General features: G+C 30.5%; 14 protein-coding genes. 5 read left to right on the top strand and 9 right to left on the bottom strand.

Translation table 11 applies throughout. The annotated features are described in order from the left end of the window. Positions 1–133 precede the first annotated feature (133 nt). Entirely contained in the window at positions 134–817 is a 684-nt protein-coding gene (locus tag ACRHNM_RS10970; RefSeq protein WP_431136505.1) for a cell division ATP-binding protein FtsE, read from the top strand. Here the strand turns inward: ACRHNM_RS10970 and ACRHNM_RS10965 are convergent. Beyond that, on the bottom strand, positions 814–2,442 hold the full coding sequence (locus tag ACRHNM_RS10965; RefSeq protein ID WP_431136503.1) for a right-handed parallel beta-helix repeat-containing protein: 1,629 nt from the start codon (positions 2,440–2,442) through the stop codon (positions 814–816). The two genes, ACRHNM_RS10970 and ACRHNM_RS10965, sit on opposite strands and share 4 nt — an antisense overlap. Before the next feature lie 63 nt (positions 2,443–2,505). Continuing rightward, positions 2,506–3,333: a 2OG-Fe(II) oxygenase gene (locus ACRHNM_RS10960; RefSeq protein ID WP_431136501.1), complete on the bottom strand. Its 828-nt coding sequence runs from the start codon at positions 3,331–3,333 to the stop codon at positions 2,506–2,508. Between ACRHNM_RS10960 and ACRHNM_RS10955 the strand changes: the two genes are divergently transcribed. Beyond that, positions 3,296–4,276: a glycosyltransferase family 2 protein gene (locus ACRHNM_RS10955; protein ID WP_431136499.1), complete on the top strand. Its 981-nt coding sequence runs from the start codon at positions 3,296–3,298 to the stop codon at positions 4,274–4,276. The two genes, ACRHNM_RS10960 and ACRHNM_RS10955, sit on opposite strands and share 38 nt — an antisense overlap. Further along, a complete protein-coding gene (locus ACRHNM_RS10950) occupies positions 4,276–5,223 on the top strand; it encodes a glycosyltransferase family 2 protein (RefSeq protein WP_431136497.1) in 948 nt (315 codons plus the stop codon). The genes ACRHNM_RS10955 and ACRHNM_RS10950 overlap by 1 nt, the downstream gene beginning before the upstream one ends. On the opposite strand, the gene ACRHNM_RS10945 is transcribed toward ACRHNM_RS10950, so the two are convergent. Both ACRHNM_RS10945 and ACRHNM_RS10940 read right to left on the bottom strand, forming a co-directional pair. Then, the gene (locus ACRHNM_RS10945; RefSeq protein ID WP_431136496.1) at positions 5,206–5,613 is read right to left on the bottom strand and encodes a sugar 3,4-ketoisomerase; all 408 of its coding nucleotides are present in this window, start codon (positions 5,611–5,613) and stop codon (positions 5,206–5,208) included. The two genes, ACRHNM_RS10950 and ACRHNM_RS10945, sit on opposite strands and share 18 nt — an antisense overlap. A gap of 1 nt (position 5,614) precedes the next feature. Next, the gene (locus ACRHNM_RS10940) at positions 5,615–6,442 is read right to left on the bottom strand and encodes a glycosyltransferase family 2 protein (protein WP_431136494.1); all 828 of its coding nucleotides are present in this window, start codon (positions 6,440–6,442) and stop codon (positions 5,615–5,617) included. Positions 6,443–6,477: 35 nt separating this feature from the next. On the opposite strand from ACRHNM_RS10940, the gene ACRHNM_RS10935 reads away from it, so the two are divergent. Further along, the gene (locus tag ACRHNM_RS10935) at positions 6,478–7,620 is read left to right on the top strand and encodes a glycosyltransferase (RefSeq protein ID WP_431136492.1); all 1,143 of its coding nucleotides are present in this window, start codon (positions 6,478–6,480) and stop codon (positions 7,618–7,620) included. Here ACRHNM_RS10935 and ACRHNM_RS10930 read toward each other — a convergent pair. Genes ACRHNM_RS10930 through ACRHNM_RS10910 form a run of 5 tightly spaced genes read right to left on the bottom strand, consistent with a single transcriptional unit; the run spans position 7,617 to position 12,885 of the window. Beyond that, the gene (locus ACRHNM_RS10930) at positions 7,617–8,183 is read right to left on the bottom strand and encodes an acyltransferase (RefSeq protein ID WP_431136490.1); all 567 of its coding nucleotides are present in this window, start codon (positions 8,181–8,183) and stop codon (positions 7,617–7,619) included. The two genes, ACRHNM_RS10935 and ACRHNM_RS10930, sit on opposite strands and share 4 nt — an antisense overlap. Beyond that, entirely contained in the window at positions 8,176–9,489 is a 1,314-nt protein-coding gene (locus tag ACRHNM_RS10925) for an O-antigen translocase (protein WP_431136488.1), read from the bottom strand. The genes ACRHNM_RS10930 and ACRHNM_RS10925 overlap by 8 nt, the downstream gene beginning before the upstream one ends. A gap of 41 nt (positions 9,490–9,530) precedes the next feature. Then, complete coding sequence (locus tag ACRHNM_RS10920; RefSeq protein ID WP_431136486.1) at positions 9,531–10,832, bottom strand: O-antigen translocase; 1,302 nt, start codon at positions 10,830–10,832, stop codon at positions 9,531–9,533. Further along, complete coding sequence (locus tag ACRHNM_RS10915) at positions 10,833–11,936, bottom strand: DegT/DnrJ/EryC1/StrS family aminotransferase (RefSeq protein WP_431136484.1); 1,104 nt, start codon at positions 11,934–11,936, stop codon at positions 10,833–10,835. It abuts the gene before it with no gap. Further along, positions 11,929–12,885: a FemAB family protein gene (locus tag ACRHNM_RS10910; protein WP_431136482.1), complete on the bottom strand. Its 957-nt coding sequence runs from the start codon at positions 12,883–12,885 to the stop codon at positions 11,929–11,931. Before ACRHNM_RS10910 ends, ACRHNM_RS10915 begins: the two co-directional genes overlap by 8 nt. 118 nt (positions 12,886–13,003) lie before the next feature. Here ACRHNM_RS10910 and ACRHNM_RS10905 point away from each other — a divergent pair, with 118 nt between their 5' ends. Continuing rightward, positions 13,004–14,329, top strand: a complete 1,326-nt coding sequence (locus tag ACRHNM_RS10905; protein WP_431136481.1) for a hypothetical protein — start codon at positions 13,004–13,006, stop codon at positions 14,327–14,329. Positions 14,330–14,336: the final 7 nt, after the last annotated feature.

Below are 14,336 nucleotides of genomic sequence, written 5' to 3'. Positions count from 1 at the left end.
AAAACAAAATAATGTTACACATAACTCATCCTATCAAGAAGAATGATTTTAAAGAATTTGGTTTTTGAAAATTGGAATTTGGTTAATTTTTGTAATACATTTACATTCAATCTAAGAATATCTTAAAAAACTCATGTCTGAAACTGTTTTACAACTCAAAAATGCTTCTATATATCAAGGTGACAGTATGGTGTTATCTGATGTTAATATTGAAATGAACAAAGGCGACTTTGTATATCTTATTGGTAAAACAGGAAGTGGAAAAAGTAGTTTTATGAAAACACTTTATGGCGATTTGCAACTTACTGAAGGTGAAGGTCATATTGTAGATTATAATTTAAGAACGCTTAAAGAGAATGACATTCCATTTTTAAGACGAAAATTAGGAATTGTATTTCAAGATTTTAAATTATTACCAGATCGTACAATCAACAGCAACTTAGAGTTTGTACTTAAAGCTACTGGCTGGAAAGATAAAACTAAGATTAAAGAACGTATTGAAGCTGTCCTTGATAAAGTGGCAATGAAAACCAAAGGATTTAAATTTCCTCATGAATTATCTGGTGGAGAACAACAACGTATTGCTATTGCAAGAGCTTTACTAAATGAACCTGAACTTATTTTGGCTGATGAGCCTACAGGAAACCTCGATCCGCAAACCAGTATTGAAGTTATGGAAGTTTTAAGAGACATTAATAAAAACGGAAATACCATTTTAATGGCGACTCACGATTATGCTTTACTTTTAAAATATCCAAGTAAAACTTTAAAGTGTGATGAGAATAAAGTCTTTGAAGTCGTTCAACGTAAGAGCTAAAATCCTAACCAGCTGAAAAATCGTTCAAGGACATTAGGTTGATCTTCGTTATCTTCTGAAACCTGAACCTTTCGTTGGTCCTCAAACTCAATTACAAACACTCCAAAATTAGATAAGGTTTTTTTAGCTATTGAATTGTGCAGTGGTTTTTCAAATGCGGTCAACTGCATTGGAAATACAATTTTTAAATCTTCTGAGAGCGTTCCTGTTTGTAGTATTACCTCTAGATTTTCGACATCATAAATCTTATAATTCAGACCAGCTTTTAAGTTAGGTTTTGAAAAATCTACAACAACATCATTACCATCTGAACTAAAAAGTGCTACATTATATTTATGCGCATTTTGATGATGTCGTGAAATATGCAAAACACGATTTAAGTTAAGATTTGAATTATCTATAAGCGCACTATTCTTATCAAGCTGAAATGTTTTCTGCCAAGCTTCAAGACTATATTTTTTTCCTCTAGAAACACGAAATGGCGTTTTAAGTTTGGTGTAAAATGTATTAGAATTAAAATTCCAGTTTTCAAGATAACCAGATGTATTAGGTCCTACCTGAACAGCTCCATAAATTGTATTATCAGTAAAATTCAGGGATTCAGCTATAGAGAGTCTGAGAGCGTTATATCCTCCAACAATGACATTTCCTTTTACGGTTATGTCTTTAACTGGTGCATGTTTATTAAAACCCAAAGTAAGTGAAGGTGCTTCTCCAATGCGTTTCCCATTTTCGTTATGCGTATTGTGATAGAGAATGTTATTTAATAGCGTGATGTTATTTGCTATGTTAATGCCATTTTGATCATTGGAAGCCACAATCACATTATCTCTAAATACACCAGATGGAGATCCACTATTAAACAGGATATTTCCTTCAAGGGTAACATTTTTTACAAATTGAAAGTTTGCTCGCTTTCCTGCTGACCATACTTCAATTGCTTTGTAGTAATTGTTGAAAATTATATTGTTTTTTATGAGACGTGTTTCCTCACTTTTATTCTGAACATAGATTCCTTCTCCTCTACCTACACCTTCTTTAGCCATGAATCCATTGTTGTAAATGATACAATTTTCGATGATTGTACCAGCTGTATTTTTCCAGGAGCCTATACCAAGACCAGGATTATTATGAATAATAATATTGTAAAATCTACAATTTTCTCCAGTTAAATGTTCTATACCAAAACAAAACTCAAAATCAGCATCCTTTTGATCCCGAGAAAACTCACCAAGCCATGTTACTTCAAAATTTTTATAAATCACTCGTGTACTTACGACTTCCAAAACAGAATTCTGTTTTACTGGAACATTACCATTTAGAATTACTTTATCATTTTTAAAGGCAGAAACTGTGATATATTGATTGGGCTCCAAACTTTTAAGTCTACTTTTATATCTCCCGTTATAAATGCCTTCGTGTATCCAGATAGTATCTCCAGAACCAACATTATCAGACGTTTGGTTCAATGCTGTTTGTAAGTCCCAAGGCTTATTAATCGAGCCTGTTCCTTCTGGTGTTCCAGGAGTCTCATTATGATTTTCCGGAAACACATGAAACTCTTGTTGCGCATAAGACAACATGCACACAAACAGAGTTACAATAGAGGTTAACAGCCACTTCATATGGTTTGAATTGCAATTACTATACCGTTTGAAAAACTTCATATATCATTCTGAAACAGTTCGCTATTTTTTCTTTTTATAGAAGTGCGGATTTTTACGAATTCCATTTTTAAATACTTTTCTAACTAACATTCTAAGATTAGCATCTAAATCTAAAACAATATTGGTAAATGTATCTTCAGGACGACCTCTAAACTTAGTCACATGAAATTGATCGGTCTCTTTCAAAGGCTCATCACTAAAATAGTAATTAGAAATACAGCATCTACTTCTATCGACTTTAACTTGATTTACAGAATGCCATGAAGTATCGTGTGTTGCCATAATTGCTAATCTGTTAAACTTACTTTCAACAACAACAGGTTCTTTTTTAGGACCATTTGGCCAAAGTTCAAGATGACCTCCATTTTCAGAAATCCAGTCTGGTGATACATAATAGAGTAAATTTAATACTCGCCAACGTTCACGTTCGGCATCGTGAGAATTATCTAAATGTGGATTCAAAAAATTATTATGAGCCATTTGCGACAAACCACCAGCATACAAAGATTCGTCTGCGTATAAGGATTTGATATTACAGATTTCACCAATTAAGTTTACAACTTTTGAATGTTGAAATGCATAAAGCACTTGCTCTAACAACTCATGATGTTTATCCATTTGTGCAGATACGTACTTGTATTCACGAATACTTTTCAAACATCTCATTTGAGAAGTGTCAGGAAATACATCGAAGCATTCTTTTGCAAGATCTACAGGAAGTAAATCGTCAATATAAAAATAGCCTATTTTGTTTTTAGAGGCGTTATAAGACGCCTTTAATTCAACTTCTTTTTCCTTTATCTTATTGTAAATGAGTTCTGAAATTTGTTTTGATTTAGAACTATCCATGTTTGTCTTGTTTAAGTACTGCAATTTAACGCTTTTAATTCTTATTTTAGCAGTCATGATTTCAGTATTGATTCCTTTATACAACTATAATGTCGTTGCTTTAGTAACTCATATTCATACGCAATTACAACTATCTCAGGTTCCTTTTGAAATCATATGCTTAGACGATGCCTCGTCTGAAATAGTGGTTGAAAACGATAAAATTTCTAATTTAGATTTTACTAAGCTCTTAAAAAGCAATAAAAACTTAGGACGAACCAAGGCAAGGCAATATTTATCTGAAAAAGCGACTTATGAATGGCTTTTATTTTTAGACGCTGATGTGATGCCCAAATCAGATGCTTTTATCAGGAATTATCTGAAGCATATCGGTTCAGACTATGAAGCTATTTATGGCGGATTTACCTATCACGAAGAAGCTCCAGATGCAGAGTATATGTTGCGATGGACTTACGGAAAAACTCATGAGCAGGTTAGTGCCAAATCACGTAACAAAAAACCTTATAAGGTCATTATCTCTGCAAACTTCATGATTAAAAAACCTGTATTTAAAGCTATTAATTCTCAAATAAAGCAGAAAGGCTACGGGTTTGATAATTTTTTTGCTGCTTTATTGAAAATGAAACAGATAAATGTGTTTCATATTGACAATGAAGTATATCACTTAGGCATTGAAACCAGTAAAGTGTATTTGAATAAAAAAGAAAAGGCAGCAGAAACATTATTGTCATTACATAATGCTCATAAAATTGAAAGTCATCAAAATGATTTACTACATTTATTTATCAAACTGAAGCGATATCGATTACATCATGTTTTTTCGACATTTTACAAGCTATTTAAAAACCCATTACAACGCAATTTATTAAGCAATCATCCTTCAATGAAGGTATTGCAACTGTATCGCATTAGTTATATGTGTTATAAAGATTTAAATAATTAATGAAACCGTATTTTTCTATAATCATTCCTTTATACAACAAGGAAAAGCATATTAAAGACACTTTAAATGGTGTCTGGTCTCAGAGCTTTTCAGATTTTGAGGTGATTGTGGTTAATGATGGTTCAACTGATTGTAGTTTAAAAGAAGTCAATACTATTAGTGATAAACGTTTACATATATTTAGTATTGAAAACCAAGGGGTTTCTCATGCCAGAAATTATGGGATTTCAAAAGCAAAAGCAGATCTGATTGTGTTTTTAGATGCAGATGACACCTGGCACGATCATCATTTACAAGATTTAAAAGCCTTGTATGAAGAATTCCCTAATTGCGGTATGTATTGCAAGGCTTATCATAAACAAGATGATCATATTCTCATTCCATCGAAATTTAAAAACATTCCAAATGATACACCTTGGAAGGGAATTGTTGATGATTACTTTGAGTCTAGTTTAATTAATAGTATTGCATGGACTTCAGCTGTGATGGTACCAAAATATATTCTAAATACCATAGGCGTTTTCGATACTAAAATCACATTAGGAGCTGGAGAAGATACTGATCTTTGGATTCGCATCGCATTACAATATCCAGTAGCATTTAGCAATAGAATTTCAGCAATACATCAATTACATTCAGATAATAGAATTAGCAACTCTAACACCAATATGAGATCATTCATTAACTTAGATTGTTATGATGAACAGGCAAAAACCAATATATTTTTAAAAAAATATCTGGATTTAAATAGATTTTCAATTGCAATTCAATACAAATTAGTCGGAAATACAGAAAAAGCCAATGCATATATCGGCAAATTAGATCTAAAATCGTTGAATAAAAAGCAACGTTTCTTATTATCTCAACCTACATCTGTTTTAAAACTATTCTTTAGATTCAAGCATTTTTTAAAAAAACGAGGAATTCTCCTAAGTGCCTTTAGATAATTTAAATTGGTTGTAATCTCTTATATAATCACTTTCATCAAATTCTCCTGAAGCGATTACAAGACAAACAGCTCCTGAAGAAAAATTTTCTAACTCTCGCCAAATTCCTTTTGGAATCAACAGCCCTTTATTAGGCTTGTTAAGAGTTATTGACTTTTTTAATTTACCATCATCAAGAATCACTTCAAAGCTGCCACTCAGAGCGACTAAAAATTCTAATTGTTCTATATGCGAATGTCCTCCTCTATAAGCATCACTAGGAACATCGTACAAATAATAAACACGTTTTATTGAAAAAGGAACACAGTCACCTTCTATTACAGCAAGATTTCCTCTTACGTCATGAATTTTAGGTATATCAATTATTTTGATGTCTTTATTTGTCGTCATTTTAAGATTTTACACTGTTTTTGTAATCTTTGATTCCTTTCAGTCCCATTTTTATTTTGCCCAATGCTTCAGACAGTTTGATATAGTTATTACGAATTAAAAAGAATATAAATTTTGGCAACCAAAAATACACTAAAAATTTGTGCAATTTATAATTCAAAGCTGATCGAGCATAAATGATACGGTCACTGCCTAAATCCATTCCAGAATTCACTTCAGGATGAGACACTATAAATTGATTACAAAAAAAACTTTTATGTCCTTTCTCCACAACTTCTCTAGCAAAAATATACTCTTCAGCAGTAGTGAATTGACTACCTAAACCAAATCGTTCATCAAAAGAAATCTGAAGCCTTTTAATATTATCAACTTTAAATGCAATTTCCCATGAAATGACACCTTTAATTGATTTTAAATCATATTGATAATCTGTGTTTGCATAGTTTCTGTAAGGCTGTCCTTTAAAATCTTTAGCTTTAAATGTAATGAGATCGGCTTTTGGATTTTTGTAAAAAGCATCGCGTATCACGTTATGAAAACCCTGTTCATAAACCACATCATCATCTGAAATAAGAACAATGGGAGTCGATGCATTTTGTAAAGCCAAATTTCGACTTTTAGACAATCCTTTTTCATGAGAATTAATCACTTTGATATTTTTATGATTAGAAATCAAATCTTTACTTAAAATTGTCTGATTGACAATTAATATTTTGAACTCCTTAAAATCACTATTAGGAAACATTTTTGATAAAAAATCAAGTGATGTCCTGTTTTGTGTTGCTATCAAAACTTCTAAACCACTATATGGATTGTGTTGTAAGGTCAATATCTCTATCTTTGGAACAAATGTATATAATATAAATGAAGATTTTATTAGTTGGCGAATATAGTAGGCTTCATAATTCTTTAAAAGAAGGCTTAATTGAATTAGGTCATGACGTTGTTTTGGTTGGAAACGGAGACACTTTTAAAAAGTACCCAGTTGACATCGATATTGACAACGCGTTTTCAAAAACATATATTCCTTCCTTACTAAGAAAGCTTTTTTTAAAATTGTTTCAAACCGATTTAGCAGATTATGAAACCATTTATAAATTTAAAAAGGCTTTACCTGAGTTGAGAAATTTTGATGTAGTACAATTGATAAATGAAGATGCTCTGTCTATTAAGCCTAAATTTCAACTCAAATTACTTAAGACTCTTTTTAAACAAAACAAGAATAGTTTTCTGCTGTGCTGCGGACAAGATTACGTAAGTATTACGTATGCATTAAACAACAAATTAAAATACTCTATTTTAACTCCTTACTTAAAGGATTCAACATTAAAAAAGAAATATCATTTTTCGTTAAAATACATATCAACATCATATCATGATCTTCATAAATTCTTAAAGAACACTATTAAGGGTGTAATTGCTACAGATATAGATTACCACATTCCTTATAAAGAACAAAGCAATTATTTAAGATTAATCCCAAACCCAATAAATCTCCATAAAATCACTTATCATCCAATACATATTACCGATAAAATTAAGATTTTCCATGGAGTTAATACGTCTTCCTCTATTCAAAAAGGAAATATTTATTTTGAAAAAGCGCTAGACATAATTTCTCAAAAATATCCTGATAAAGTAGACATTATTACGACACATAGCATTCCATATCAAGCATACATAAAATGCTATGATGAATGCCATATTTTATTAGACCAGGTTTATGCTTATGACCAAGGTTATAATGCTTTAGAAGCTATGGCTAAAGGTAAGGTTGTTTTTACAGGCGCAGAACAAGAATGGTTAGATTATTATAATTTAGAAGCAGACACAGTAGCTATTAATGCCTTGCCCAATGCTGAACACATTGCAAAAAAATTAGAATGGCTGATTTTAAATCCTCAAAAAATCATGGAAATCTCAGAAAATGCCAGAGCGTTTATTGAAAAAGAACACAATTATAAAAAAATAGCTCAAACTTATCTCAATACTTGGATGAAAAATTAATCTAATTCTCTTATTATTTTAGCAGGAACTCCAGCTATAACAACATTTTCTGGAAAACTCTTGGTCACAATCGATCCTGCTGCAATAACAGAGTTATCACCTATGGTAACACCTTTTAAAATGGAGACATCATTGCCTACAAATACATTTTTACCTATAATAACTGCTTTAGGATGAGCATCTGTGTTTAGTCGGTTAAGCGGATTTAAATCATGAAAATTACTATCAGAGATACTACAATTATATCCTATTAAAGTATGATCACCAATGGTTATAGATTTTTCAGCAGTAATACTAAAATTATTATTGATACTAATATCATCACCAAATACAATTTTTGATTCAGAGTGTCTCGCTTCAATATACGCATATGTATTATAAAACATTGGAGAGTTAACAATTCCAAATTTTACATTTTGACCAAAAGCGACATTACCCTTTCCTCTAAAAACTACAGGTTGTAATGGTAAATACTTACCATTTATATTTTTATTCGTGTTAAAACACTTATAACCTAGTTTTCTGAATTTTAATATGAGTTTAGTTATATAATGTTTAATCATGATTTGAAGTATTGTTTGGCAATATACCAAATAAAGCTTTTCTAAAAACAAAAAGCAAAATCATAAAATGAACAAGATAAGATACAAAATGAGCTTTAACAACACCAACTAAACCATAACAATCTATAAAGTAGATGCTTGACAAATAGGTAATAAAAATTGCTATAGATTCAATTATAACATAATGCCATACCATTTTTTTTGCTAAAAACTGATATGAAATGACCAAGGTCAATACTTTTATAAAATCTCCTAAAATTTGCCAAAGGAACAATTCTGTCACAGGTTCAAACTCTGCAGAAAAAATTAAGTTAACAATAAAATTCCTAAAAAAATAAATCAGAACAAGACCGAAACCAAAAACGGGAATTATTGTTTTATAAAAACTAAAGACTTCATTTCTGAATGCTTGGGATGTTTTTATCTCAGAAAATTTTGGTAAGATATATAGCGCAATTAAAGTAGTAGCAAACATTAAATAATAGTTTGAAATTCTTTGCATAGCAACCCAAAAACCTGCTTGAGCTTCTCCAATTTCAAGAATAATATAGTTTCGAATATACACCATTACTAGTGGCAATAAGGTTGCTGAAAACAATGCCATTATTGAAAAAGCACCAAGGTTTTTAAAACTATGTAAATTAATTTTTCTAAAAGAAATCAACTTTAAATATTGAAAAACTCCTGAAGCACTTAACCATAGAATAATGAATAAAATAATCTCGATTAATAATATGGAAATTAAAGCACCTTCTAATTTAAATTTCCAAATTAGAAACACATTGGTTATGGTGCCTAAGATCTGTCCAACTATATTAATGGCCAGAATCTTTTTAAATTTTGAAATGCCATTTAAAATTGAAAAAACAAACGTCTTGAAAGCATAAAAAGGCAAGCTTACAGCAATTAACCTGATTATGTTAGCATAATTTTTTTGATCTGTGAAAATAAAATGATTAATAGATTCTGAACTCAAGTAGATGCCTAAGGAAATAAGTATAACAGAACATAAAATAAGGTAAAATGATGTTGAAATAATTTTACTTAACTCATGTATGTTATTTTTTAATTCAGCAACATATTTAACGATACCATTATTAATTCCTAACGTGGTAAATGCCTGACCAGATTTTATAAAATCCCGAAAGTTGCCAATAAAAGCCAGACCTTCAGGACCAATAAATATGGCTATTAATTTAGATGTTATGAAACCAGATACAACTCTTACCAAGACTGAAAAAGAGTTTAAGGATGCTATTTTGACAAGTTGATTTTTATCTAAAAAAAGCTTTATTTTATCTATCATCACAAACGAAATACCATATAAAAATAAGGTAATTATTACTATTACTTCTTGTCTTCAGTAATTATTCCAAAAAGCGAATTACTAAACACCAACAACACCACAAGAAAATGCATTAAGTAACTAAAAAAGTGTCCCATAACTGCTCCTTCTATTCCGTAAAGCTCTATTAAATACACACTTGTTAAGTACAACATTATCACCAGAAAAATTTCGATGATGATAAATTGTGCAAACATCTTTTTTGCTAAAAACTGGTAAGCAATTACAATGGATAGCACTTTTACAAAATCGCCTAACAATTGCCATAAAAATAAGTGCTCAACAGGCTGAAAATCTTCTGAGAATACTAAGCTTACCACAAAAGGTCTTAAAAGGTAAATAACTAATAATCCCAATCCAAAAATGGGCATTACAGATTTATAGAAACCGAAGACCTCAGATCTAAATTCTCTTTTGTTATCAATTTCACTAAATCTCGGAATGATATAAAGTGTCATTATAGACGTTACAAACATCAGGTAATAATCTGATATTCTGTTCATAGCTTCCCAGTATCCTGCTTGTTTTATACCTAATTCTTCAATGATAAAATTTCGAATCAATATAGAGACAAAGGGTAATGCTATAGCCGTTACCAAAGCCATCACAGCATAAGGAGCAAATGTTTTTAAAACACTTAAACTGACATGCGATATCTTAATTTGAGACATTAAGCTTCTTCGGTTGATGATACCAACCAAAGTGATTAAAAATATGAGCGAAGGTGCAATTACGGCTGCAACCAAAGCTCCATCAATATGTTCTATGTAAATAAGATATAAGGTAATTGCAAGTCCGAGAATCTGACCAATAATGTTAATAATCAATAACATTTTAAAATTTGAAAATCCGTTCATGATACCAAAACAGAACATGTTCAAAGAATAAAATGGCAATGCTAAAGCTAAAACCCGAATGACATAGGCATAATTATAGTTTTCAGAAAACAGAAAATCATTTATAAAATCTGCATTATAATAGCATATAAAAGACATTAAAATCGTTGAAAAGAATCCTAAGTAATACGTTGTAGAAATTGTTTTACTCAGTTCTAAAGCATCCTCTTTACATTTTCCTATTGTTTTTACAAATCCATTATAAAAGCCAAGAATGGCAAAGGATTGTATTGCGCTTAAGAAATTTCTCAAATTACCAATAAGTGCCATCCCTTCTACTCCAATAAATATTGCTATAGCTTTAGAAGTTAAAACTCCAGCAATTATTTTGGTTGCAATAGTCGCCGAATTAAGATGTGCTACTTTAAACAGCACATTGGTATTAATGTACTTGATAAGCTTTTTCAATTAGTATTGATTTAGGACTTTAATAACAGTTTGAACGTCTTCATTTGTCATTACCGGACTTATTGGTATACTCACCACAGAGTTATGAATAGATTCTGTTATTGGCAAATATAAGGTTTTAAAAGTCAATAGTGCTTTTTGCTTATGAGGAGGAGTTGGATAATGAATCAGATAACCTACACCATTATTTTCTAAATATGAGGTAAACTTTGACCTGTCTGTAACGCGAACCACAAATACATGAAACACATGATTTTCAGAATGCTTGTATGTGGGAAGCTGAATGTTCTTATTTTTAATATTTTTCAAATACATCTTAGCAATATCACGTCTTCTTTTATTGTCTTCATCGAGATGATTAAGTTTTATATTCAAAAAAGCGGCTTGTAATTCGTCTAAACGGCTATTAATACCTATCGTTTCATTAATGTATTTTTTAGAACTCCCATAATTACGCAATAGTTTAATCTTAGCAGCTAATTCTGTGCTATTGGTAGTTACTGCTCCAGCATCTCCTAAGGCTCCTAGATTTTTTGAAGGATAAAAGCTAAATCCAGCTGCATCGCTCAAATCACCTGCCTTTTTAGCTTCATGATCTGATACTGCTCCATGAGCTTGTGCTGCATCTTCCACAACTAAGAGCTTATGTTTTTTTGCGATGCTATTAATTCGTTTCATATCTGCTAGCTGACCATACAAATGAACTGCAAGAATGCCTTTTACTTTAGGAGTAATGTGTTTTTCTACTTCGGAAGGCGATATATTGAAAGTTGATTCATCTGGCTCTACAAGAATAGGTTTCAAGCCTACATTTATAATAGATACTATTGTTGCTATGTACGTATTAGCAGGTACAATAATTTCGTCTGATGGATGTAATCTTCCAAGTTCGATATAGGCTTTAAAAATTAGAGTAAGTGCATCTAAACCATTGGCAACTCCTATGCAATATTTTGTACCACAATAGTCAGAAAAGTTGGTTTCAAAAGAGTGCACTTCACTTCCTAGAATGTAATGTCCAGAATTTAAAAATAACTTGAATTTTGAAGCAAATTCATCTTCATATCTGGCATTTAATTTATGTAAGTCAAGAAATTTAATCATTCATCTCTATTTTCAAAATGTTTTGTACGTATTGGTCACAGCCTAATTCCTTTTTCTGGTTCAGCATGCCTTTACTATAGCCCAGTTTCGTGTCATTACTAACAGTTCCCATCGAAAAATATTGCATACCTTCTTCTTTAAATTTATAAATTAGAAATACGAATAGCATGTCTAACGCATTTACCTTTTCTCCTTCAATTGAAGCCATACCATATTGAGACTTCACGATTTTTCCCTTTTTAAATATGGTAATTCCAGCTAAAATTTCTTCATCTCGATAGATGTTGTATTGTAGAATCTCATCTTCAAATTTACTGTGCAAATATGCTATTTCAGACAAGCTATGTACAGGCTTCGAGTTGTGTTTTTCTGCTAATCGTTTTACTAAAAGCCTGTTCCAAAACACATTAAATTCCAACTGTCCTTCTTTAATAGAATATCCATTTGTCTGAAGTTTCTTAAATCGCTTGATTTTCGTTTTATTAATCTTAAAATCCTGATGATAATCAATAGCCATTACAATATTCTGTTTGAGAATTGAAGTATTCTTAAAGTTTTGCAAATCACAGATTGTTTTAAAGGATTCAAAATGGTAAAATTCAGGTAATAATTTAACGATTACAGATCGAATCTTATGAGTTTTTAAAAATTCTAAAAGTTTTGCAATAACGACTTCAACATCTTTTAAATTTAATTGATCTCTAAAAAACAGACCACCATAAGTTAATCCTTGATGTGAATGTACTGTGCCATTGACTTTATTTGCAGGAAAAATGGCAAGTAATTTATTTCCGGCATATACCATTAAAGAGAAGTCTTCAAATCGATCTTGATGATACTCCATAAAATCTCTATGGAATAAAAATGTTGCATTTTGAGAATTTGCTACAAATTCATTCCATTGGTTTTTAAATTCTGAATGGTATGCTTTGATTGAATAGTTGTTCAATGCGTAAATTCTATATTAGAAATTGGTAGGTATTAAAAATCTAAATTACAATATTTTCATTGTTAAAGTCTGTTTTAGATTCAATTATTTATATTTGAAGTATATAAACGTTGCTTTTTTGAAACTAAAAAATATTCTAAAAGAAAACACCATTTTATTGGCTGTTTATTGTATTGTTTTTTTTTCTTTAATCACTAAAGAGGCAATTTACTCACCTGATACTTCCAGCTACTTATTAGCTCTTCCTTACAGGCATTTAGGTTATGTGATCTTTGTTAAGACTATAACATTCCTTTTTTCTGATAATTTTGACCTTGCCATTATAGGTTTTCAATCTGTTTTTGGCTTATTTGCTGTAAATTTTTTCTTAAAAAAGGTTGCGAAAATTCTTAGTTTAAACACCATTTTATTTTTTGTGCTACTTGTCGTATTGCTTTTTCCTTTTTTCAGTCCGCTTCATATTGCCAATAATGTTTGCCCTGAAGGTTTAAGTTATTCGTTGTATTTACTTTTTGTAGCCTTAAATTTAGAATTCCTTTTCAACCATAATACAAAAGTTTTAAAGTTCGTCATTATAACGTTTTTAGCTTTAGTCTTTACCAGAGGACAATTCCTTTTTACCTCTTTAATTTTTGCGTTCGTATATTTTCTTCAGAACAGAAAACAGGTTTTTAAAAAACCACATTTAATCCATTTGTCCATATTACTTTTAATTCCGATTGTGGCAGTGTTGGGAGAATTGAGTTATCACAAACTAAAAGATGGCATTTTTATGACTACTCCTTTTGGTTTTGTTAACACATCTACATCTGCATTTTACGTTGCTAATAGTGATGACATAAACTTCATTACAAATGAAGATGATAAAGCAATTTTTAAATCTTGCTATGAATCTCTTGTCCAGCAAAAACTATTATTATCTCAAAATAAAGCTGAAAACTATAGGCAACAATATGATCACTTTCAAAAAAACTTAACCACTATTTGTAATTTAACAATACATGAATCTGGAAAAAAGTATTATTTACAAAAAAATTCACCAGCCTTATTGAAGAAACAAATTACATATGCCAAAGCCTATTACGATATAGATAAAACATGCAAAAATTTAACTTTCATCCTCATAAAACAAAATTTTAAAAAATGGATTCAACTCTATTTTGCAAATATTCTACATGGATTTAATAATTGGTTTATATTTACAACCATCGTTTTCGCTTTTATTTTCAGCTTGATAAAGCTCATATTTTCTTACAGCAAATGGCATTCAGTATTGTTTATTTTTTCTAGCCTATCTATCCTTAACGCAATGATAAGTGCTCTTTTTACTTACTCTATACCAAGGCTTTTATTTTATAATTATCCATTAATTTTTTTATGCTTTATCATTCTAATACAATTATTAACACGAGAATTTAAAATGAGAAAAACAAAAGGATATTAACTTGTTT

This window comes from Psychroserpens mesophilus (assembly GCF_050617655.1).
Lineage (GTDB): Bacteria > Bacteroidota > Bacteroidia > Flavobacteriales > Flavobacteriaceae > Psychroserpens > Psychroserpens mesophilus_A.
The sequence above is the reverse complement of the archived record's forward strand: the minus strand, read 5'-3'. Positions and strand labels throughout refer to the sequence as shown.